Origin of the sequence: Bradyrhizobium sp. i1.15.2 (assembly GCF_040548425.1) — a bacterium.
Classification (GTDB): domain Bacteria; phylum Pseudomonadota; class Alphaproteobacteria; order Rhizobiales; family Xanthobacteraceae; genus Bradyrhizobium; species Bradyrhizobium canariense.
Genome location: NZ_JBEPRQ010000017.1, coordinates 69,039 through 90,307, shown reverse-complemented (window position 1 = coordinate 90,307; position 21,269 = coordinate 69,039). Strand labels below are relative to the sequence as shown.

General features: G+C 62.9%; 20 protein-coding genes. 14 read left to right on the top strand and 6 right to left on the bottom strand.

The features are described 5' to 3' along the window. Positions 1-121 precede the first annotated feature (121 nt). Positions 122-526 (bottom strand): globin, encoded by a 405-nt coding sequence (locus ABIB80_RS26180; RefSeq protein WP_007603597.1) that lies wholly within the window; start codon positions 524-526, stop codon positions 122-124. Positions 527-1,003: 477 nt separating this feature from the next. On the opposite strand from ABIB80_RS26180, the gene ABIB80_RS26175 reads away from it, so the two are divergent. From ABIB80_RS26175 to ABIB80_RS26140, 8 genes are all read left to right on the top strand, one after another. Then, a complete protein-coding gene (locus tag ABIB80_RS26175) occupies positions 1,004-1,378 on the top strand; it encodes a DUF2946 family protein (protein ID WP_245286061.1) in 375 nt (124 codons plus the stop codon). Positions 1,379-1,462: 84 nt separating this feature from the next. Further along, entirely contained in the window at positions 1,463-3,670 is a 2,208-nt protein-coding gene (locus ABIB80_RS26170) for a TonB-dependent receptor family protein (RefSeq protein WP_007603599.1), read from the top strand. A gap of 140 nt (positions 3,671-3,810) precedes the next feature. Continuing rightward, entirely contained in the window at positions 3,811-4,329 is a 519-nt protein-coding gene (locus ABIB80_RS26165) for a copper chaperone PCu(A)C (protein WP_035995788.1), read from the top strand. Between the two features lie 32 nt (positions 4,330-4,361). Beyond that, a complete protein-coding gene (locus ABIB80_RS26160) occupies positions 4,362-4,880 on the top strand; it encodes a YcnI family copper-binding membrane protein (RefSeq protein ID WP_007603602.1) in 519 nt (172 codons plus the stop codon). Next, the gene (locus ABIB80_RS26155) at positions 4,880-6,442 is read left to right on the top strand and encodes a copper resistance CopC/CopD family protein (protein WP_007603604.1); all 1,563 of its coding nucleotides are present in this window, start codon (positions 4,880-4,882) and stop codon (positions 6,440-6,442) included. Before ABIB80_RS26160 ends, ABIB80_RS26155 begins: the two co-directional genes overlap by 1 nt. A 153-nt stretch (positions 6,443-6,595) precedes the next feature. After that, on the top strand, positions 6,596-7,915 hold the full coding sequence (proS, locus tag ABIB80_RS26150; RefSeq protein WP_007603605.1) for a proline--tRNA ligase: 1,320 nt from the start codon (positions 6,596-6,598) through the stop codon (positions 7,913-7,915). A gap of 90 nt (positions 7,916-8,005) precedes the next feature. Beyond that, positions 8,006-9,286 carry a lipoprotein-releasing ABC transporter permease subunit gene (locus tag ABIB80_RS26145; protein WP_007603606.1) on the top strand — a complete coding sequence of 427 codons (1,281 nt, stop codon included), beginning with the start codon at positions 8,006-8,008 and terminating at the stop codon, positions 9,284-9,286. Between the two features lie 7 nt (positions 9,287-9,293). After that, positions 9,294-9,995, top strand: a complete 702-nt coding sequence (locus tag ABIB80_RS26140) for an ABC transporter ATP-binding protein (RefSeq protein ID WP_007603608.1) — start codon at positions 9,294-9,296, stop codon at positions 9,993-9,995. A 78-nt stretch (positions 9,996-10,073) separates the two neighbouring features. On the opposite strand, the gene ABIB80_RS26135 is transcribed toward ABIB80_RS26140, so the two are convergent. Then, complete coding sequence (locus ABIB80_RS26135; RefSeq protein ID WP_219682206.1) at positions 10,074-11,153, bottom strand: zinc-binding dehydrogenase; 1,080 nt, start codon at positions 11,151-11,153, stop codon at positions 10,074-10,076. Between the two features lie 107 nt (positions 11,154-11,260). On the opposite strand from ABIB80_RS26135, the gene ABIB80_RS26130 reads away from it, so the two are divergent. Continuing rightward, complete coding sequence (locus ABIB80_RS26130; RefSeq protein WP_219682205.1) at positions 11,261-12,034, top strand: helix-turn-helix transcriptional regulator; 774 nt, start codon at positions 11,261-11,263, stop codon at positions 12,032-12,034. Positions 12,035-12,061: 27 nt separating this feature from the next. On the opposite strand, the gene pdxR is transcribed toward ABIB80_RS26130, so the two are convergent. Beyond that, on the bottom strand, positions 12,062-13,480 hold the full coding sequence (pdxR, locus tag ABIB80_RS26125; protein ID WP_219682257.1) for a MocR-like pyridoxine biosynthesis transcription factor PdxR: 1,419 nt from the start codon (positions 13,478-13,480) through the stop codon (positions 12,062-12,064). A gap of 125 nt (positions 13,481-13,605) precedes the next feature. Here pdxR and ABIB80_RS26120 point away from each other — a divergent pair, with 125 nt between their 5' ends. Continuing rightward, a complete protein-coding gene (locus ABIB80_RS26120; RefSeq protein ID WP_007603613.1) occupies positions 13,606-14,070 on the top strand; it encodes a carboxymuconolactone decarboxylase family protein in 465 nt (154 codons plus the stop codon). Between the two features lie 90 nt (positions 14,071-14,160). Beyond that, a complete protein-coding gene (locus ABIB80_RS26115) occupies positions 14,161-14,799 on the top strand; it encodes an HD domain-containing protein (RefSeq protein WP_219682204.1) in 639 nt (212 codons plus the stop codon). Between the two features lie 35 nt (positions 14,800-14,834). Here ABIB80_RS26115 and ABIB80_RS26110 read toward each other — a convergent pair whose 3' ends face one another. Next, a complete protein-coding gene (locus ABIB80_RS26110; protein ID WP_246648830.1) occupies positions 14,835-15,218 on the bottom strand; it encodes a hypothetical protein in 384 nt (127 codons plus the stop codon). A gap of 365 nt (positions 15,219-15,583) precedes the next feature. Between ABIB80_RS26110 and ABIB80_RS26105 the strand changes: the two genes are divergently transcribed. Beyond that, entirely contained in the window at positions 15,584-18,733 is a 3,150-nt protein-coding gene (locus ABIB80_RS26105; RefSeq protein WP_219682203.1) for a GAF domain-containing protein, read from the top strand. A gap of 78 nt (positions 18,734-18,811) precedes the next feature. Next, positions 18,812-19,561 carry a type I methionyl aminopeptidase gene (map, locus tag ABIB80_RS26100; protein WP_219682256.1) on the top strand — a complete coding sequence of 250 codons (750 nt, stop codon included), beginning with the start codon at positions 18,812-18,814 and terminating at the stop codon, positions 19,559-19,561. Positions 19,562-19,629: 68 nt separating this feature from the next. Here map and ABIB80_RS26095 read toward each other — a convergent pair whose 3' ends face one another. Together ABIB80_RS26095 and ABIB80_RS26090 are read right to left on the bottom strand one after the other, a co-directional pair. After that, positions 19,630-19,878, bottom strand: a complete 249-nt coding sequence (locus ABIB80_RS26095) for a DUF3551 domain-containing protein (protein ID WP_219682202.1) — start codon at positions 19,876-19,878, stop codon at positions 19,630-19,632. Between the two features lies 1 nt (position 19,879). Further along, on the bottom strand, positions 19,880-20,200 hold the full coding sequence (locus ABIB80_RS26090) for a DUF3551 domain-containing protein (RefSeq protein WP_219682201.1): 321 nt from the start codon (positions 20,198-20,200) through the stop codon (positions 19,880-19,882). A gap of 252 nt (positions 20,201-20,452) precedes the next feature. Here ABIB80_RS26090 and ABIB80_RS26085 point away from each other — a divergent pair, with 252 nt between their 5' ends. Beyond that, the gene (locus tag ABIB80_RS26085; RefSeq protein WP_007603620.1) at positions 20,453-21,172 is read left to right on the top strand and encodes an outer membrane protein; all 720 of its coding nucleotides are present in this window, start codon (positions 20,453-20,455) and stop codon (positions 21,170-21,172) included. Positions 21,173-21,269: the final 97 nt, after the last annotated feature.

Genomic DNA, 21,269 nt, shown 5'->3' with positions numbered 1-21,269 from the left:
TATTTTCGACGCGTCATTGATTGCGCGACCGATGTCCGAAAGTGTCTCACAAGAGTTGGCGCCACTCAATCCGCAATCAACGGCGGGATCGCCGCGAGACGCGTTGGTGCAGCGCAAATCGTCAGGCCGGGGCGCCGGCGAACGCGTCGATCTCGATGAGCAGTCGGTCCCAGGCCTGCGCGATGTCCGACGACCATTCATCGCCGAGAAGATCGCGCAGCGTGTCCCTGACGACGGCGAAGAAGGCAGTGAACAGCTCGCGCGGCGTGCCGTAGCCATCGTGCGACACGACCTCGCATGCGATCAGCCGGAATTGCCCACGGCGATCACCGGCGAAGTCGAGAATCGCCTCGATCGTGAGTGCCAGCATCGAGCCCATCACGAGTTCGCTGCCTTGTTTGCGGAACATCGCCCGCGTTTCGGGATGCTGTTCGAACAGCCGTCGATAGACGAGTGGCGTGAGGTCGATGCAGCGCGAGGCTGCAAGTTCAAAGCTCTGTTCGATCGGATTGGGAGACAGGTTCATCGGCGCTGTGGCCATTCAGACAAAAAAAGAGCGGGGCCCTAGCCCCGCTCGAAAATTGTGTCGACCCTATTATCCCCGATTCTAAGATTTGATCTTGATTGGCGGGGCGACGCTGCATTTTGCGCGTCAGGGGCTCCTCCCGAGACTTGGACCACCAGACTTCGACCTCGCGGCCAGCCTGAGCAAGGGGATGCTAGATCAACTTTTCTCACTTGTCATCATTTTCGGCAACGAATGTTCAAAATTCGAGCAATTGACGAAATGATCGGGCTGCCGGCCGGGTAAGCATATGACAAACATAAGAAATCTGTGGATGGGCCATCGGCTCGACTGCCTCAAATGCCGGAGGTTCCCTCCTGTGGGCGGTCGGACCACGGTTTTCCGGGAAGTTTGCGCTGGATTAAGAAGGCGGCGGAACCGGGCTCGACTCGGCCATAGCGCGGTGTTTAGTTAGTAGACGAACGAATGGTTCGGCGGATGCGCGCACGGCTGCAAAAATTCCTACCTCTGGTCCTGCTCGCCCTGGTGATGCAGGTGCTGGCGCCGATTGCCGCCTGTCTGGCGGCCGGCCAAGCCGTGGCCGATCCGTTGTCCGCCGCCGTCATCTGCCACAGCGCGAGCGAGCAGGGCGGCCTGAACGACCCAGCGGGTACGCCGGTCGCACATGCCGGTGCGTGTGCCCTCTGTTGCCTGGCGCAGGTGGGCGCGTCGCTCGATTCGCCGCCGCATGCCGCGCTCTCCGTTCCCTTCCGCCATGCCGAACGCGTGGTGTGGCACGCGGCGGAGGCATCCGCCGGGGCGGCCCATAAAGGCACAAACGCGCAGGCGCGCGCACCGCCTCAATTTTCCTGACGACTCTCGTGATCGCCGCGGTCCGCCGTAGGCGATTAATGCTGTCGAAAGGCCGGAGAGAAAGCCCGGCGTCAGGAATGCCCCATGTTACGTTGTCATGCCCGCCGTGGTGTGAGCGTCGTTGCCATTCAGGCCGCGCTGCTTGCATCATCGAACGGAGCCTTTGCCCAAAGCAGCAGCGCAGTGCTGCCGCCTATCACAGTTGAGGCGCCTCAGCAGAAGCGTGCGTCGGCCGTCCGATCGCCACGCAATTCTGCGCGATCGGCCCGCGTCACGCGAAGCCTGCGAACGACCCCATCGCCGCAGCAAACCGCGAGCGAACAGAGTGCAGGGGCTCCGGGTGCCCTGACGGTTCTGACTGCGCAACAAGCGCTGGCGGAGATTAACCAGACTCCGGGCGGCGTGGCGCTTGTCTCGGCCGATGCGTACAGGAACTCGACGCCGTCCAACACGATCAAGGATGTTCTGGATTACGTGCCCGGCGTGTACGCCCAGCCCAAATGGGGCGACGACACCCGCCTTTCGATTCGCGGGTCCGGCCTGTCGCGCAATTTTCATCTGCGCGGCGTGCAGCTCTATATGGACGGCATTCCGATCAACACCGCGGATGGTTATGGCGATTTCCAGGAGATCGATCCGAGCGCCTACAAATATGTCGAAGTCTTCAAGGGCGGCAACGCGCTTCAGTTTGGCGCCAATTCGCTCGGAGGCGCGATCAACTTCGTGACTCCGACCGGCCGCGACTCGTTTCCGAATGGTGTGTCCTTCGATGTCGGAGGATTCGGCTACAAACGCCTTCAGGCGAACGCAGGAGGCGTCAACGGGCGGTGGGACGGTTTCGTGACCGCTTCCGCGCAGGCCGCGGACGGTTTTCGCGATCACAGTTTTGGCTCGAGCAACCGTTTGAGCGGCAATATTGGGTATCAGTTCTCACCGGATGTCGAGACCCGGTTCTACCTCAATGCCAACGAAGTCCGGCAGCGAATCCCGGGTACCGTGACCAAGACATCCGCTTTGACCGATCCGGAAGCTGCTGCACCCGCGAATGTTGCGATGGATCAGCAGCGCAATATCGATACTGTCAGGCTCGCCAACAAAACCACCGTTCGTTTCGATGACACCAAAGTCGAATTCGGCGCCTTTGGTGTCGATCGCCATTTGATGCATCCGATTTTCCAGTGGCTGGACTACCGTTACAAGGACTATGGAGGATTCGCGAAGATCACGGATGACCGCACCATTGGCGGCTTCCGCAACAGGTTGGTCGCGGGCGTCTATGTGCTGAACGGCAGCATCGACAACCAGCAGTTCGCCAACATTGGCGGGCAGAAGGGTGCACTGCTTTCTTCCTCGATCGATCGGTCGGAGAATACCTCCGCCTATGTCGAAGACAGCTTCTACGTCATTCCAAATCTTGCGGTGATCGGCGGCACGCAATTTCTGTACGCGACCCGCAATCGGCAGGATCGTTTCCTCAGCGACGGGGATCAATCGGGGGCAACGCGCTTTAATGTCTGGTCGCCGAAAGGCGGTCTGTTGTGGCAAATCGATCCCGCCTGGCAGGCCTTCGCCAATGTCTCGCGGAGCGCCGAGGTGCCGAGCTTCGGCGAAAGCGCGATTGGTCCTGGCATTCCGACGATTCCGTTCACCAGCATCCGCCCGCAGATTGCGACCACGTACGAAATCGGGTCTCGCATGAAGCGGCCTGATTACGCCTGGGAACTGACGGCGTACCGGGCCAACATTCGCGACGAACTGCAATGCCTCTATAGTGCTTTTGGCAACTGCAATGTGACCAATGCCGACCACACCATCCATCAAGGCATCGAGGCCGGCGCGGGCGCAGCAATCTTTCGTGACATCTTCGTCAACGGCCCGGCGCCGGACAAAATCTGGCTGAATGTCGCTTATTCCTTCAACGACTTCCGCTTCGACAAAGATCCCACTTTCGGAAACAATCGATTGCCGGGAGCCCCAAGTCACTATTTGCGCGCGGAGCTTCTCTACAAGCACCCTACCGGTTTCTATGTTGGACCCAACGTCGAATGGGTGCCACAGGCCTACTTTGTGGACAGCATGAACACGCTGACGACAGAGCCTTACGCCTTGTTGGGATTGAAAGCCGGGTTCGACAATGGCGGCCCGATGTCTGCCTACATCGAGGGGCGCAATCTCACCAACAAGACCTACATAGCCAGCGCGAGCATCATCGATCGAGCGACGGCGACGTCAGCATTGTTTGAGCCGGGTACGGGAAGAGCAGTGTACGCTGGAATGAGGTATCGATGGTGACGGGCAAATGGCACTTGGGTCTATGTTCGGCTCCGCGGCAGGCCGGCGTTCCGAATGCCGATGCTGAAGGCAGCGGAAGGGTGTCGCGGAAGAATGCAGGGCCATTCTCGGCCCGATCAATCGTGAAAGAGGCAATCAACATGAAGACTATCGGACGAACTCTCCTTGCAATTTCACTGTTGCTGACCGGCTGTGCCGTCGCGCGGGCCGACGACGTCAAGGCGGGCGATCTCGTCATCTCGCAGGCGTGGAGCCGGGCGACACCGGGCGGCGCTAAGGTCGCCGGCGGCTATCTCACCATCGAGAACAAGGGCACAGTGGCCGACAAGCTGGTCGGCGTCTCCGCCGAGATCGCGGGGAAGGCTGAGGTCCACGAGATGGCGATGGACAATGGCGTGATGAAGATGCGTCTGCTCGACAAGGGTCTCGTGATCGATCCCGGCAAGACGGTGAAGTTCGCCCCCGGCGGCTACCACCTGATGCTGCAGGAGCTGAAGGGCCCCTTCAAGCAGGGCGACAAGGTGCCGGTGACGCTTCAGTTCGAGAAGGCCGGCAAGGTCGCCGTCTCCCTCGACGTACAGGGCGTCGGCGCCCAGGCGCCGGGCGAGGGCGGGCACATGATGAAGAAAATGCCGGATCATTCGGGAATGAAGATGTGACGAGCATGATCTGGACCTTCGGGAGACCCAATATGTCGAAGCGAACCTGGCTGATCTTTCTGAGCGTCTTTGCGGCAACGCCAGCGACCGCGCACGTCTTCCTCGAAGGCAAGCAGGCCACGGTCGGTGCTTCCTACAAGGCCGTCTTCGCCGTCCCGCACGGCTGCGCGGGCTCGCCCACGGTGAAAATCCGGGTGCAGATCCCGGAAGGCGTGATCGCGGTGAAACCGATGCCGAAGGCGGGCTGGAGTGTTGACGTGGTCGAGGGCAAATACGCCGGCGAATACGATTATCACGGCAACAGGCTCTCCTCCGGCGTCAAGGAGGTGACTTGGTCCGGCGGCAAGCTGCCGGACAAGAACTATGACGAGTTCGTCATGCACACGGCCCTGACCGACACGCTCAAACCGAACACAATCCTGTACTTTCCCGTAATCCAGGAATGCGAGACCGGCGTCAGCCGCTGGATCGAGATCCCCGCGGAGGGGGCCGGGCATTCGCACGAGGGCAAGTCACCGGCGCCGGGCGTAAAACTCCTGCCAAAACCCTGATGCGCCTGCTCGCCGCGCTCGCGACGCTGCTCCTCGTCGTCGGCTTCGCAACCGGCGTCTCGGCGCACGCGGCGCTGGTCGCGGTCGAGCCGGCGAGCGGCAGCATGCTCGCGAGCGCGCCAAAGGCGGTGGAGTTGCGCTTCAATGAGACAGTGACGCCGGGCGCGATCCGGCTGATCGACGGCGCGGGCAGGGCGCGGGATGATGTGCGCGTCAACGCATCGGGCGAGACCATCTCGGTCGTGATGCCGGCGGACCTGCCGCAGGGCACGGCCGTCGTCAGCTATCGCGTCATTTCGCAGGACGGCCATCCCGTCGCGGGATCGGCGATCTTCTCGATCGGCACGCCGACGGGGACGCAACCTCCCGCAAACGCCGATGGCGGATTGAACGTGCTGATCTGGCTGGCGCGGGTCGGTCTCAATCTTGGCCTGTTCGTCGGCGTCGGCGGCGTGTTCTTTGCTCGCTGGGTTGCGTGGTCGATGACCGGCATGACCGTTCCGCGCGTGGCGCTCGCCATCGGCCTCACGAGCGCGGTGGTGTCCATTGGCGTGTTGGGGCTGGATCTCCTCGGCCTACCGCTGTCCGCTCTCGCGACGATGGCTCCCTGGAAAGTCGCATCCGGGACCAGCGCGGGCCCAGCCTTGCTCGTGGCCATCGCTGCAATGCTGTTCGCGCTGCTGGCGCTAGGCCACGCGTGGTGCGCGCGCGCTCTGGCGATCATTGCCTTCGTCGGCGTCGGCTTGTCGCTGGCCATGACCGGGCACGCCGCTACGGCACCGCCCGAACTGTTGACCCGCCCGACAATCTTTCTCCATGGTCTCGGTGTGGCCTTTTGGATTGGGGCCCTCGCGCCGCTGGTCGCCCTGTTGTCAAAGACATCGGCCGCGGCATTGCCTGTCGTGAACCGCTTCTCCCGCATCGCCGCGCTGGCCGTTGGCGTTCTGGCATTGACCGGCCTCGCGCTCGCCATCGTCCAGCTTGAGAAGCCGTCCGCATTGGTCGAGACTCGGTATGGACTCATCCTCTCGATCAAGCTGGCGCTGGTGCTCGTGCTGCTGGCGCTTGCCGCGCTCAACCGCTTTCGCCTGACTCCGGCTCTGGCGGGGGATCACAAGGCCGCGCAGAGCCTGAAGCGCTCGATCGTGCTCGAATGCGCCATCGCGCTCGGCATCTTCGCCGTCGTGGCCGGCTGGCGCTTCACGCCGCCGCCGCGGACGATCATTCCAGAGACGCCGCTGGCGATCCACATCCACACCGACAGGGCGATGTTCCAGGTCCTGGTCTCGCCGGGTAAGGCGGGTATCGACGATTTCGTGCTGCAGCTCATGACCGGCGAGGGGGCGGTGCTTGAGGCCAAGGAGGTGACGCTGACGCTGAGCCTGCCCGAACGCGGCATCGAGCCGATGGAGCGGGACGCCTCGCGCGGGCCGGACCGCTACTGGCACGTGCGCAAGGTCGAGCTGCCCTTTGCCGGCCGCTGGCATGTGCGGATCGACGCGCTCTTGAGCGATTTCGAGAAGATCACGCTGGAGGACGAGCTCGAGGTGGCGGCGCCCTGAATCGGGCTCTTCGGCGCATCACGTCGAACCTGAAGTCGACGGAAAAATGACAGGAATTCCGCTGTGTTAGCGGGTTTTCCTCATTCCCGGTCTTGTGTTTTGGCTCCCAATCCGGTTTCACTGCAAGCCATCACTGATTCCTCGAGTATTGCCATGCGGTTGTCGCGGTTCTTTCTGCCCATCCTGAAGGAAAATCCGAAAGAGGCGGAGATCGTCTCGCATCGGCTGATGCTGCGTGCCGGCATGATCCGGCAGGAGGCCGCCGGCATCTACGCTTGGCTGCCGCTCGGCTTCCGCGTGCTCAAGAAGATCGAGCAGATCGTGCGCGAGGAGCAGGACCGCTCCGGCGCGCTGGAACTGTTGATGCCGACGCTTCAGCTTGCCGATCTCTGGCGCGAGAGCGGCCGCTACGATGCCTATGGCCCCGAGATGCTGCGCATCGCCGACCGGCACAAGCGTGAGCTGCTATACGGGCCGACCAACGAGGAAATGATCACCGAGATCTTCCGCGCCTATGTGAAGTCCTACAAGAGCCTGCCGCTGAATCTCTATCATATTCAGTGGAAATTCCGCGACGAGCAGCGTCCCCGCTTTGGCGTGATGCGCGGCCGCGAGTTCCTGATGAAGGATGCCTATTCGTTCGACCTCAACGAGGCCGCGGCGCGCGTCGCCTACAACAAGATGTTCGTGGCGTATTTGCGCACCTTCGCGCGGATGGGGCTGAAGGCGATCCCGATGCGCGCCGAGACCGGCCCGATCGGCGGCGATCTCAGCCACGAGTTCATCGTGCTCGCCGAGACCGGCGAATCCGGCGTGTTCATCAATCGCGACGTGCTGGACCTGCCGGTGCCGGGCGAGGACGTCGACTACGAGAGCGATTTGACGCCGATCATCAAGCAATGGACCTCGGTCTATGCGGCGACGGAAGACGTTCACGACGCGGCGCGCTTCGAGCAGGAAGTGCCCGCGGACAAGCGGGTGAACACCCGCGGGATCGAGGTTGGGCAGATCTTCTATTTCGGCACGAAATATTCCGACGCGATGAAGGCGCTGGTGGCGGGCCCCGACGGGGTCGACGTGCCGATCCATGGCGGCTCCTACGGCGTCGGCGTCTCGCGCCTGCTCGGCGCCATCATCGAGGCCTGCCATGACGATGCCGGCATCAAATGGCCGGAGGCCGTTGCCCCGTTCCGCGTGTCGATTCTCAACCTCAAGCAGGGCGATGCGGCGGTCGATGCGGCCTGCGAGAAGCTCTATGCGGAGCTGTCCGCCAAGGGCGTCGACGTGCTCTACGACGACACCGACCAGCGCGCCGGAGCCAAATTCGCCGCCGCCGACCTGATCGGCATTCCCTGGCAGATCATGATCGGGCCGAAAGGGCTCGCCGACGGCAAGGTCGAGCTCAAGCGGCGAAGTGACGGCGCCCGCGAGACCATGTCGCCTGCGGACGTGGTCGCAAGACTTGTGGGCTGATAAGGCTGGTCGGCTGAATATTGTTCATCGCCCCAGATTGCGGCCGCCAATCCGGCCACATTTGACCCCGAATCATGGGACTATCGAGCGATGGATGAGACCATGACCGAAACCGTTCAAACCGCGCCTTTTGCGCCATTCGAGTGGATGCTGTCGGCGCGCTACTTACGGGCGCGCCGCAAGGAGGGATTCATCTCGGTCATCGCCGGGTTCTCCTTCCTCGGCATCATGCTGGGCGTGGCGACGCTGATCATCGTCATGGCCGTCATGAACGGCTTCCGCAAGGAGCTGCTCGACAAGATCCTCGGGCTCAACGGCCACATCCTGGTCCAGCCGCTGGAGTCGCCGCTGACCGACTGGAAGGACGTCGCCGACCGCCTCAGCCAGGTCCAGGGCATCCGGCTCGCAGCGCCCGTGGTGGATGGCCAGGCGCTGGCGTCATCGCCGTGGAACGCCTCCGGCGTGCTGGTGCGCGGCATCCGCTCCGACGACCTCAACAACCTCACCTCGATTGCCAAGAACATCAAGCAGGGTTCGCTCGAGGGCTTTGACGACGGGCAGGGGGTCGCGATCGGCCGGCGCCTCGCCGACCAGCTGTCGCTGCACGCCGGCGACAGCATCACGCTGGTGGCGCCGAAGGGCGCGGTCACCCCGATGGGCACGACACCGCGCATAAAACCGTACAAGATCGCGGCGGTGTTCGAGATCGGAATGTCCGAGTATGATCTCGGCTTCGTGTTCATGCCGCTCGCGGAGGCGCAGGCCTATTTCAACCGCAGCAACGACGTCACCTCGATCGAGGTCTTCACCACCAATCCGGATCAGATCGTCGCGTTCCGCCAGGCCGTGACGGAGGCGGCGGGCCGGCCGGTGTTCCTGGTGGACTGGCGCCAGCGCAACTCGACCTTCTTCAACGCGCTCCAGGTCGAGCGCAACGTGATGTTCCTGATCCTCACCATGATCGTGCTAGTCGCGGCGCTCAACATCGTCTCCGGCCTGATCATGCTGGTGAAGGACAAGGGCAGCGACATCGCGATCCTGCGCACGATGGGGGCTTCGCAAGGCTCGATCATGCGCATCTTCCTGATCACGGGCGCCTCGATCGGCGTGGTCGGTACGATGGTCGGCTTCATCGTCGGGCTGGTGATCTGCCTGAACATCGAATCGATCAGGCAATTCCTGTCCTGGCTGACCAGCACCGAGCTATTTTCGCCAGAGCTGTATTTCCTGTCGAAGCTGCCCGCCGAGATCGACATCGGCGAGACCTCGGCCGTCGTCATCATGGCGCTGACGCTATCGTTCCTGGCGACGCTGTATCCGTCTTGGCGCGCCGCGCGCCTCGATCCCGTCGAAGCGCTGCGGTACGAGTGAGGGGCTGATGGAGAGCCAGGGGGCGGAAGATGTACCGGTCATTTATCTCCACGAGATAAAGCGACAGTACTTGCAGGGCGAGGTGCCGCTGACGATCCTCGACGGCGCCAAGCTCGCGCTGTGGGCGGGCCAGTCCGTCGCGCTGGTGGCGCCGTCCGGCTCGGGCAAGTCGACGCTGCTGCACATTGCGGGACTGTTGGAAGCGCCTGATTCCGGCGAGGTCTACGTCAATGGCGCGCCGACCTCGCAACTGCCCGACATCGAGCGCACCCAGCTTCGCCGTACCGACATCGGCTTCGTCTACCAGTCGCACCGGCTGCTGCCGGAGTTCTCGGCGCTCGAAAATGTGATGATGCCGCAGATGATCCGCGGCCTCAAGAAGTCCGAGAGCGTCAAGCGCGCCAAGGAAATCCTGGGCTATCTCGGCCTCGGCGAGCGCATCACGCACCGTCCGTCTGAGCTGTCGGGCGGTGAGCAGCAGCGCGTTGCGATCGCGCGCGCCGTGGCCAATGCTCCGCGGGTGCTGTTCGCGGACGAGCCGACCGGCAATCTCGATCCGCACACCGCGGACCACGTCTTCCAGGCCCTGATGCAGCTCGTCAAGGCGACCAAGGTCTCCATGCTGATCGCGACCCACAACATGGAGCTCGCCGGCCGCATGGACCGCCGCGTGTCGCTGTCGAACGGCCAGGTGGTCGAGCTCGAGTAAAAACCGCGAAAACAACCCCATGCACAGTAGCCAAGTGCTTGGCCGGACTGACTAAAAAAATGGCGCTCCCCGGGGCGTTCAAGGCCGGATCACCGTCAGTTTGAACGGTCCGCCATTGGCGGCGGCATGGGCTACCGCCTCATTGGCGTGGTCGAGGTCGAAGGCGGTGGCCTCGTACTCCTCCAGCCTCAGCAGTCCCGCGCGCACCAGCGCGATCAGGCGGCCTGACGCATCCGGCGGGTACATCCAGACGCCGTGGATGCTGATGCAATTGCGCATGATCCAGGGGTAGGGCAGCTCGAGGCCGGCGCCGCCGGCCATGCCGACACCGCCCATCAGCACGACACGGCCGTAAGGACGCACCGTCATGATCGCCGCGCGCACCACATTCGTGCTCACCGAGGGCGGCATGATGTCGAGCACGCAGTCGATCGGCCCTCGTGCCGCGCGCTTCATGCGCTCGCGGTCGTCGTCCTCATTGCCGGAGAGCCTGACCGGCTTGACGCGGTCGCCGAAGCGGCGGACGAGGTCGGCCAAGATCTTGTCGTTGCGGCCGGGCGCGACCACGCAGGCCGCGCCCATCGCAAGCGCGACCGAGACGGCCGCGCTGCCGAAATTGCCGGTGGCCCCGCTCACCAGCACGGTCTCGCCCGCCTGAAGATTGGCGGCAAGGAAACCGCCATAGGGCACCAGCAGCGTCCCCAGCGCGCACCATCGCGTGGCTTCGTCGGACGTGATTTGGCCGAGCCGTTTCACGTTCTCCGTCGGCACCCGCATCTGCTCGGCGAACGAGCCGTGGCGGAAATGCTGTTGCAGGCGCATGGCGCCGGCACCGGGGGCGGTGAGTCCTTGCAGGGCAATGTCGGGCGCTGCGGCGTCGTCGCGTGAGCGCACCGTCGGGTCGCAGAACACCCAGTCGCCAACGCTGAGCTTCGTCGCGTCCGGGCCGATGGCGCGGACCCGGCCGATGCCGCCAGGCCCCGGGATGATCGGCAGGTCGAGCGCATAGTTGCGCGCCCCGCTGAAGACCTCGTTCATGTAGGACAGCACCCGCGTTGCGACGACGTCCACGATGACCTCGCCCGTGCCGAGCACAGGGTCCGCGGCTTCCTCAATCGCAAGCGGCGATCCAAACGATTTCAATACGGCAGCCTTCATGATCTCACCTCAAAGTGGAGTGAAGCCCATATGCGCCGCCTTTCCAGGGTCGGGAAGGCCTGGTATTATCCTAGTATTCCCCAGGCCCTCCATCGAGGCACGTCACCATGGCCGACCCACGCCGCGTCGAATTCGGCGACTTCCTCAGGTCCCGCCGCGAGAAGCTGTCGCCGAAGATGGTCGGACTTCCCGCGGGCCGGCGACGCCGCACCGCGGGCCTGCGCCGCGAGGAGGTCGCGCAGCTCGCCGGCATCGGCGTCGACTGGTACATCCGGCTCGAACAGGGCCGCACCGTCAGCCCGTCGGTCACCACCGTCGACGCGCTGGCGCGCGCGTTACGCCTCAGCAAGACCGAGCATGCCCATCTCAAGGCACTTGCGCGCGACGGCGATAGGCGCGCGTTCACGCGCGAGGTCGTGCCGCCGCCCGTTCGACGGATGATCGAGAGCCTGGCGCAGCCGGCCTATGTCACGGGGCGGCGCTGGGACGTGCTGGCCTGGAACGCGGCGGCCGAGGAGATCTTCGGGTTCGGACAATTGCCCGAGCAGGACCGCAACACGCTGCTGCTGGTGATGACGAACAAGCAGGCGCGAAAATTCTACGGTGCCGGCTGGGCCGATGTCGCCAAGAGCATGGTCGCGATGTTTCGCGCCACTCACGACGTCTGGGCCGGCGATCCCGCCTTTGCGGAATTGCTGACGCGGCTGCGCCAGGGCAGTCCGGAATTCGTCAAATGGTGGGAAGCGCACGAGATCCGCAGCACCGCCGCGGGCCTCAAGACCATGAACCATCCAACCAAGGGCGTGCTCCGGTTCGAGCACACCAGCTTTCAGGCCAATGACGATCCGGCGCTAAAGCTCGTGATCTACACGCCGGTTTAGATTGCGGAAGCACAGGGCCCGAGTTCGTCACGTATGACGGTCAATGATCTGAAGCAGCCGATCGCAGGATGCCTCGATCCTCTTGTGGGGCGATGTGGCGACGCCCAGCAACAGGCCGGATCGCGCCGAGGCCGCAGACGCATGCCATAGCGACAGCGGCGTGGGCGCCAATCCAAACGATGCCGCTTCCCGCGCGATCGCGACGTCGGAGGTTCCGTCCGGCAGTCTCAGGACCGCGGCCAATCCGGCGATCGCAACGTCCTTGGCAACGCCCTTGGAGCCTGCTTTCAAATATTTCAGCAGCGCATCGCCTTGCGCGGCATAGGCCCGCTTCGTGCGTCGAAGATGCCGTAGATAGTGGCCGTCGCGAATGAATTCGGCGGTTGCGATCTGTACGGAGGGCCCGGGCGCCGGAGCGAGGCATGCCGCAACCTCGGCAAAACGGGAAGCCAGTGAGGCGGGTGCAACGACGAAGCCCAGCCGCAAGGCAGGAGTCAGGGTCTTGCTGAAAGACCCGATGTGAATGACGCGCCCGAAACGATCGAGAGAGGCGAGCGCCGGTGTGGCCCGGCCCCTCAGCTGAAGCTCGCTCAGATAGTCGTCCTCGATCACCCACACCCGCTCATGGGCGGCCCAGTCGAGAAGGCGTGAACGTCTGGCCAGCGACAATGTGGAGCCAAGCGGTGCCTGCTGTCCCGGGGTCACGACGACCAATGCAGCATCAGGTGCGTGTTTCAGGCCGTAACCGACGTCGATGCCGTCCGCGTCAACCGGAATCGGCGTGATCGACAACCTTGCAAGCTCAAGCCCGTGCCGTGTGAAGGGGAAGCCCGGGTCCTCCATCCAGACCTTTTTCTGCTCGAGGCAGAGAACCCGGAGTGCCAGTCCGAGCCCGCTGCTGAAGCCGCCGGTGATGATGATCTGCGACGGTGCACATTCGATCCCCCTCGCCAGCGCCAGATACGCAGCGATGTCGCGCCTCAATTCCAGCTCGCCGCGGGGATCCCGGTAGATAGCCGGTGCGCTCGTCTCCGCGCGCACCGCCCGCGTGCGCATCCTCGCGAACAGCTTGGCGGGAAAGGTCTCGTGAGCGGGCACACCCATCTGGAAAACGGCCGGTCCCGCAGTGAGCTCCTGGTACATCTCCATGAACGAGCCGGGGTGGGGAGCTGCTTCCTGCCGAGGGGTAAAGGCGGGCCGATCCGCGACGTGCGTTCCGGTTGCGCGCGACGCGACAATCAGTTGCGCGGATGAGAGTTTTTCGTAAGCCGAACGCACGGTGCCGCGCGCGACACCCAGCTGAGCCGCCAAATCCTGCCAGGACGGCAGACGAGCTCCCGGCGCGAGCACGCCGCTCTCGATGGCAGCTCCGATACCTCTGCGGATTTGTTCCGCCAATGGCGTCTTCGCAGATCGATCGAGCTCCAGCCGCAGCGGTTTGACCATGCCTCCGTGGTACACGATTTTTGTCCATTCTTGGTACTTTTTTGTAGACCAGTGCGAGGACATTTATCAGACAAGGAACGTATCCGGCGACCGCCGCCGAACAGAACCGATCATGGAGTATGAAAATGGCCAAGCGTCTCGATTACGACCGCATTGCACCCGCAGGGATGAAAGCGCTCGGCGGCGTCTACGGCTATGTCATGCAGAGCAATCTTCCTGCCACGCTCGTCACTCTGGTCTATCTGCGCATTTCGCAGATCAACGGCTGCGCCTACTGCCTCGACATGCACACGCGCGATCTGCTGAAGAGCGGACAGAAGATCGAAAAGATCGCGCTGGTGCAGACCTGGGCGGAAGGCGGTCATCTCTTCGACGAGCGGGAGCGTGCCGCCCTCGCATGGGCTGAAACGGTGACCCTTGTGGCTGAAACCGGCATCCCGGATCAAGCTTACGAGGCTGCCCGCGCCGTCTTCCAGGAGCGCGAGCTCGTCGATCTCACCATCGCGATCGGCCTGATGAACGCGTACAATCGCATGGCAATCAGCTTCCGAAATACGCCACAGGCCGCGAAGGAGGAGATGGCAGCCTGACCGCGGTGCCAGACGGCAAGAGGGTACAGACATGCCTTCGACTGCGACGGCATGTCCTGAGAAATCGGCGATTCAAGGCAGGAGCTTGATATGACCATCGCAATTTCCGGCGTGAAGATTCCCGACAGTAAGATCGCACGGGAGGCCGCCGAGCTGGTGCGCCAGTACGAAAACGACATGTTGTTCAACCACTCGGTCCGCGTCTTTGTGTTCGGCGCGATCAAGGGACATCGGAAAAATCTAAAATTCGATTCCGAGCTGCTCTACATCGCGGCGCTGTTCCACGATCTCGGGCTTGTTGACCATTACCATACACAGACCATCCGATTTGAAGTTGATGGCGCCGATGCCGCCCGCGAATTTCTGAGGGGACACGGCATTGACGAGCCAAAGGCCGATCTGGTTTGGGAGGCGATCGCGTTACATACGACACCTGGAATTCCACAATACATGCGGCCGGAAATCGCTCTCACGAATGCGGGCGTTTTGGTCGACGTCGTGGGGATTGGCTATGATGAGTACACGCCGGAGCAGCGCGACCAGGTGACCACCGCATTTCCGCGCGGTGACTTCAAGAACGAGTTCCTTCAGATACAAACCTGCTCAGCCTTGAAGAAGCCGCAGACCACGTTCGGGACTGTTAATTTCGATTACATCGAAGATCACGACCCCACATTTCACAAGCCGAACGCATGCACTCGCATCCGCAACACTCCCTGGCAGAGCTGACCTTCGGCGCGATGTTCGAGTTTCGCTACGTTGACTCATGGCGACGGTGCGGCCGGGGGCGTTACGCTGGCGTTCGGCTGCTGAATAGCCGGCCACGGGCTCTTGGGAGCCGGCGTCGTCACCGCGCATGACGTCGCAAGCTGCGGCCACACTGACGTCAGGCCCGTCAGGTCGATGTCGAATTTCGTGATGTCCGCCTTGTCGTCGGGTAGCAGCATGGTTTCGCGGACATGCAGGGAGCGGGACGCCAGTATCGCCTTGACCATCTCGGGATCGATGCTGCCGCGCCAGACCTCATATTTTCCGGCCCGCAATGCAGACCCTCCGGCCGTCTTGTCCGGAGCGGCGTCCGCCGTCACCAGGATGGTGCTCTTGCCGACGGCCGTCTCGTCGATCTCGCCCGCGAATGTCAGCGGCACGCGCTTTCTGCTTTCGCAAGACAGACGCCATTCTCCATAGGCCGGAACGAAGCGCCGTTCTCCTTCTTCAGCATCGCGATCTTGCGGACGAAGGGGCGCGCTTCGTTTTCCAGTTTCCAGGGTCCGTCCGCCACGTCTGGATTGGTAATCTGGCGACCAAGTGGGAGCAGGCAGAACGGCAGCCTCCCAGGGACGGTGACGACGGGAACCTAAATGCCATCATGCGGTTATCGCGCAGACAATTTGCGCGACCCGGCTGCATCACTCAGAAAGTCAGGCGGGCTACCTGTGGTCGAAGCGAACAGCAGCGGGACGATCAAACGGCTGGCTCCTCGTGGAGCTAGGGAAGTGGCAGGGGAACACCAATGACGACAGCGACCGGGGTCCGCTCGGCCGATCGCAATTCCGTCTTAGCCACACTCGGCGACTACATCCGAGAGATCAGCAATCCCGACGATCTCGCCTACGCCGCGGCGGAGCTGCTCGGCCGCAGCCTGAACGTCAGCAGGGCAGGTTACGGCACGGTCGACACCTCAGCCGAGACCATCACCATTGTCCGCGACTGGAACGCACCGGGCATCCTGAGCCTCGCAGGCGTGCTGCAGTTTCGCGACTATGGCAGCTACATCGAAGACCTCAAGCGGGGCGAGACCGTCGTCTGTGCCGATGCGGAGAAAGACCCTCGCGTCGGCGATCGTGCCAATGCTCTCGAGGCGATCTCTGCGCGCGCGCTCGTCAACATGCCGATCTCGGAGCCCGACGGGGTCGTGGCGCTGCTCTATCTGAACGATGCCAAGCCGCGCGAATGGAGCCCCGAAGAGCTGGAGCTTATTCGCGATGTTGCCGAGCGCACGCGCACGGCCGTCGAGCGCCGCCGTGCGGAAACGGCTGTGCGGGAGAACGAAGCCCGCCTGCTTTTCCTGGACGCACTCAACAAGGAGACGGCCAGGACTCGCGATGCCGACGGCGTGATGGCGGTCACGACCAAAATGGTCGGCGAGCATCTCGGCGTCTCGAACTGCGCCTACGCCGACATGGATCCGGACCAGGACGGCTTCACCATACGCGGCGATTGGGCCGCGCCCGGCGCAATGCATATCATCGGTCACTACAGTCTGGCCGATTTTGGCAAGCAGGCGGTGCGAGAGTTGAGTGCGGGCAGGCCGCTCATCATCAATGACAATCTAAGGGAGATTGCGCCGGACGAAGCCGCCACTTTCCAGAACATCGGGATCGGTTCGACGATTTGCATGCCCTTGGTGAAAGAAGGGCGACTGACCGCCCTGATGGCGATTCATCACCGCGGCCCGCACCAGTGGACGCCGCGCGAACTCGCCTTGCTCACCGAAGTGACCGAGCGATCGTGGGCCCACATCGAGCGCGTCCGATCGGAACAGGCGGCGCGGGAGGCTGCCGAACGACTGACGCTTGCAAACAAGGCGGCTGGTATCGGCACCTGGGACTACGACCCGGTCAACAACGTTCTTCGATGGGATAGCCGCTGCAAGGAGGTATTCGGCTTATCGCCCGACGCCGAAGTCAGCTATGAAGGCTCGTTCCTGAAGGGCCTTCATCCCGAGGACCGGCAGCGCGCCCACGAGGCCGTCTCCGCAGCGCTGACGCCGCACTCTCCGCCAAACTACAACATGGAATACCGGACCATTGGCATCGAGGATGGGGTCGAACGCTGGATCGCCGCGACCGGTCAAGCCATCTTTGCCGACGGCCAGGCTGTTCGGTTCATTGGAACGGTTCTGGATATCACCGCGCAAAAGAAAACCGAGCGTCATCTCAGAATACTGAATGATACCGGGGCCTCGGTCTCTCGCGAACGCGACCTCGACAAGATCGTCCAGATCGTCACGGATGCCGGCGTCGGACTCACGGGTGCTCAATTCGGCGCCTTTTTCTACAACGTTCTGGCGCCGGATGGCGGCAGCTATATGCTGTATTCGCTGTCCGGTGCCTCGCCATCCGCGTTTGAAAACTTTCCGATGCCGCGCAACACCGCCCTCTTTGGCCCGACTTTCGAGGGCTCCGGCGTGGTGAGGTCCGACGACATTCTGCAGGACCCCCGCTATGGCAAGAACGCGCCGCGGAAAGGCATGCCCGAGGGCCATCTTCCGGTCCGATCCTATCTGGCGGTCCCTGTGATCTCGCGCACCGGCGAAGTCTTCGGCGGACTTTTCTTCGGTCACGCAGAGACGGGTAAATTCCAGGCCGAGCATGAATCCGCATTGCTTGGTATTGCGGGCCATGCCGCCACCGCTATCGACAACGCCCAGCTCTTGACCCGGCTCGAGGCGCTCAATGCGGGATTGGAGCAACGTGTTGCCGACGAAATCGCCGAGCGCATGAAAGCTGAAGAGCAATTGCGGCAATCCCAGAAGATGGAAGCCGTCGGTCAATTGACCGGAGGTATTGCTCACGACTTCAACAATATGCTGGCCGTGATTCTCGGCAGCTTGAACCTTGCCAAGCGGCGGCTCAGCAGGGGAGAGGTCAGCATAGACCGCTTCATCGAGGGCGCCATCGACGGTGCAAATCGCGCAGCTACGTTGACGCAGCGACTGCTCGCGTTCTCGCGCCAGCAGCCGCTCGCGCCTGAAGTCGTGGACATCAACAAGATGGTCGGCGGGATGAGCGAGCTGCTCGAGCGGTCGCTTGGCGAGCTAATCCGCCTCGATACGGTGCTGACGGCGGGCCTCTGGCGGGTCAAGGCAGACCCGGCCCAGCTCGAAAGCGCCGTGATCAATCTCGCGGTCAATGCGCGCGATGCCATGCCGAAGGGCGGCAGGCTGACGATAGAAACCAGCAACGCCTCGATAGACCGAAAATATGCTCGCGAGTACGCACTCGCACCCGGGCAGTACGTTCTCGTCGCGGTGACGGACAACGGCACGGGAATTCCGGCCGATGTGCTCGGTAAGGTGTTCGATCCGTTTTTCACGACCAAGGTCGTGGGCAAGGGCACCGGCCTCGGCCTCAGTCAGGTTTACGGTTTCGTGCGGCAGTCGGGCGGCCATGTCAAAATTGACTCGGAAGTCGATGTTGGCACGACCGTGAAGATCTACCTTCCACGCTTCGCCGGCGAGGAGGCGGGCTCAGATCTGTCGCAGGAAGAGACACCCGCCGGTGCGAGCCATCAGAACGAAACCATTCTCGTCGTGGAAGACGACGAGCGCGTCCGCAGCATGTCGTCCGAAAGCCTGCGCGAACTTGGCTATACCGTCATCGAGGCAGCCAGCGCCAAAGAGGCGATCAGGACGATCGAAAATGGTTTCGTTCCGGATCTGCTGTTCACGGATGTCGTCATGCCCGACATGACCGGCGCCGAGCTGGCGGCCGAGCTGTCGAGACGATTCCCGGCGCTGAAAGTGCTGTTCACCACCGGCTACACGCGCGATGCAATCGTTCACAATGGCGTGCTCGATGCCGGCAAGCATCTGCTTCCGAAGCCCTTCGCTATCGAAGACCTGGCTGCCAAAGTCCGCAGCTTGCTTGACGATATCTGAACGCGCTTTGGAAACGGTCTCTCCCGTTTGCAAGCCGCCGTCACAAGGGCTATGTCCCGGCTTTCGGAAGAGCATGAAATGACAATCTCGGATGACAACGACCTCGCGCGCCTGAAAGAAATCGGGCGCATCGTCGCCAATATCCTGGAGGCAATGGGGAAGGCGCTCGAGCCGGGCATGACCACCTCCGAAATCGATCGGATCGGGCGTGTACTGCTGGAGGCTGCCGGCGCACGTTCGGCTCCGGAGCTGGCCTACGACTTTCCGGGCGCAACCTGCATCAGCGTGAACGAGGAGATCGCTCATGGCATCCCGGGCGATCGGCGGATCGCGCGTGGGGACCTCGTGAACATCGACGTGTCAGCCGAGAAGAACGGCTTCTTTGCGGATACGGGAGCATCGTTCGCCGTTCCACCCGCAACGCGAGTGGTCGAACGTCTTTGCAGGGATGGCCGGCGCGCAATGTGGACGGGCCTGCAGCAGGTTGGAGCCGGCAAGCCGATCGCCGGAATCGGTCAGGCCATCGGGACATTTGCGCGGAAGAACGGTTACAGCCTGGTCAGGAACCTTGCCAGTCACGGTGTCGGCCTGTCGCTCCACGAAGAGCCGACGGAGATCGCAACATGGCCCGACCGCTCCGAACGCCGCATCATGAGCGAAGGCCTCGTGTTCACCGTCGAGCCGTTCCTGTCTCTCGGCGCCGAATGGGCACAGGATGGCGATGATCCTTGGACGCTCTACAGCAGCCCCGAGGCGCCGACCGTTCAATACGAGCACACGGTGATCGCCACGCGAAGCGGACCGTTGATCGTGACGATGGCTGGTTAAGGAGGCGTCCTCAAGCCACCGGATCTCGGGCCGCATCCAAAAGGCGGGCCGCATATCAGAGTCCCGATTTAATTGATGCGCCGCGAGTGGCGAGGGGGCTTCTTCTGCGCGAAATACGGGTTCGCTACGCACGTCGCCGACCGACCGACTGCTAAAAATCTGCACTGCTCGAGCGAGGTGTAGCGGCAATCGAAATAGCCAACGGGGCCGTAGATCTGCATGCAGACCGGATAGCTCGGATCATAGGTCTGCGCGCGCGCAGGCGCGCCCGCGAGGAGCAGGCCGATCGCGAGGAGCGCGAGGCGAGTGCGACGCATCTCAGCGCGGCACGTAGTAACCGGGTGAATAACCCGGCACCTGCGCGCGCGGCCTGTTCTGATACGCATAGGGGTCATCGCTCTGACCTGCGAAATAAGGGTTCGCGATGCAGGTGAGGGCGCGGCCCGACGAACTCGCCTGGCACTGCGCGTAACTGTCGAACGTGCAATTGCTCAGCCCCGGCCATTCATCGCCGGTCAGGCAGAAGGCATGGTGGGTCCCGAACGCGCGCGCAGGCACGCTTGCGCTGAGCGTGAGCCCAAATGTGGCGAGGGCGAGCGAAAATATGGCGACAATGGGGAGGGCAATTCGTCTGCGCATTCAATTCTCCAATCACGCGAACGTGCGCGCGACGTTGTCACGCGCGTGTGCCGCAGATGTCGTGTAATCGACAATGGAACTCGTGAAAACACTTGTTTCAAAGGGCTTCCAGCGCGCGCTGGTAAATCTTCATTAATGAAGCGCGATCCTTTGGCGCGGACTGTGGCGTCGAGGTTACAGCAATTCCGTCGCGCGCTGGTATGACGACGCCACGGCCCGGGGGCCTAACGACGAAACTGGAACGGGAATCAAATGAACAAGAATCTGTTGCTTGCTGCTGTGAGCCTTGTCGCGCTCGGCGCGACCGCACCGGCGCTGGCTGCTGACCTCGCTGCGCGGCCTTACACCAAGGCGCCGGCGATGGTTGCCGCGATCTACGACTGGAGCGGCTTCTACATCGGTATCAACGGCGGCGGCGGTTCCGCCCATTCGACCTGGGATCTCGTCGGCGGTGGCCGCGAGGGTTCGCACGATGCGACCGGCGGCACGGTCGGCGGCCAGATCGGCTACCGCATGCAGTCGGGCCAGTGGGTGTTCGGCATCGAAGGTCAGGGCAACTGGGCTGACTTCTCCGGCGACAACGTCAGCGCGCTGTTTGCGACGCGCAACCGCTCCAAGATCGACTCGTTCGGTCTGATCACCGGTCAGATCGGCTACGCCTGGAACAACGTCCTCGTTTACGCCAAGGGCGGTGCGGCTGTCGCCGGCAGCAAGTATGAAGTCTCGACCCTTGGCGGCGCGCTGCTGTCCTCGAACGATCAGACCCGTTGGGGTGGCACGATCGGTGCCGGCCTCGAGTACGGTTTCGCCCCGAACTGGTCGGTTGGCGTCGAGTACAACCACATCTTCCTGCAGGACAAGAACGTCACCTTCGCGCTGGTGCCCTCGACCGATCGCATCCGTCAGGACGTCGACATGGGCCTCGTCCGCCTGAACTATAAGTTCGGCGGCCCGAGCCTCGGCCGCTACTGAGTAGATGCCTGATATCGATCGCTCGACTTCGAGCGGTCGGCGAAAGCCCCGGCCATCGGCCGGGGCTTTTTTGTTGTTGGACTTCAGCGGGTTAACC

Coding starts and splice junctions, on each gene's coding strand:
- ABIB80_RS26140 (WP_007603608.1), top strand. CDS start 9,294: ATGGAGAGCCAGGGGGCGGAAGATGTACCGGTCATTTATCTCCACGAG.
- ABIB80_RS26120 (WP_007603613.1), top strand. CDS start 13,606: ATGGCCAAGCGTCTCGATTACGACCGCATTGCACCCGCAGGGATGAAA.
- ABIB80_RS26165 (WP_035995788.1), top strand. CDS start 3,811: ATGAAGACTATCGGACGAACTCTCCTTGCAATTTCACTGTTGCTGACC.
- ABIB80_RS26115 (WP_219682204.1), top strand. CDS start 14,161: ATGACCATCGCAATTTCCGGCGTGAAGATTCCCGACAGTAAGATCGCA.
- pdxR (WP_219682257.1), bottom strand. CDS start 13,480: ATGGTCAAACCGCTGCGGCTGGAGCTCGATCGATCTGCGAAGACGCCA.
- ABIB80_RS26160 (WP_007603602.1), top strand. CDS start 4,362: ATGTCGAAGCGAACCTGGCTGATCTTTCTGAGCGTCTTTGCGGCAACG.
- ABIB80_RS26085 (WP_007603620.1), top strand. CDS start 20,453: ATGAACAAGAATCTGTTGCTTGCTGCTGTGAGCCTTGTCGCGCTCGGC.
- proS (WP_007603605.1), top strand. CDS start 6,596: ATGCGGTTGTCGCGGTTCTTTCTGCCCATCCTGAAGGAAAATCCGAAA.
- ABIB80_RS26130 (WP_219682205.1), top strand. CDS start 11,261: ATGGCCGACCCACGCCGCGTCGAATTCGGCGACTTCCTCAGGTCCCGC.
- map (WP_219682256.1), top strand. CDS start 18,812: ATGACAATCTCGGATGACAACGACCTCGCGCGCCTGAAAGAAATCGGG.
- ABIB80_RS26090 (WP_219682201.1), bottom strand. CDS start 20,200: ATGCGCAGACGAATTGCCCTCCCCATTGTCGCCATATTTTCGCTCGCC.
- ABIB80_RS26095 (WP_219682202.1), bottom strand. CDS start 19,878: ATGCGTCGCACTCGCCTCGCGCTCCTCGCGATCGGCCTGCTCCTCGCG.
- ABIB80_RS26175 (WP_245286061.1), top strand. CDS start 1,004: ATGCGCGCACGGCTGCAAAAATTCCTACCTCTGGTCCTGCTCGCCCTG.
- ABIB80_RS26135 (WP_219682206.1), bottom strand. CDS start 11,153: ATGAAGGCTGCCGTATTGAAATCGTTTGGATCGCCGCTTGCGATTGAG.
- ABIB80_RS26105 (WP_219682203.1), top strand. CDS start 15,584: ATGACGACAGCGACCGGGGTCCGCTCGGCCGATCGCAATTCCGTCTTA.
- ABIB80_RS26180 (WP_007603597.1), bottom strand. CDS start 526: ATGAACCTGTCTCCCAATCCGATCGAACAGAGCTTTGAACTTGCAGCC.
- ABIB80_RS26145 (WP_007603606.1), top strand. CDS start 8,006: ATGGATGAGACCATGACCGAAACCGTTCAAACCGCGCCTTTTGCGCCA.
- ABIB80_RS26170 (WP_007603599.1), top strand. CDS start 1,463: ATGTTACGTTGTCATGCCCGCCGTGGTGTGAGCGTCGTTGCCATTCAG.
- ABIB80_RS26155 (WP_007603604.1), top strand. CDS start 4,880: ATGCGCCTGCTCGCCGCGCTCGCGACGCTGCTCCTCGTCGTCGGCTTC.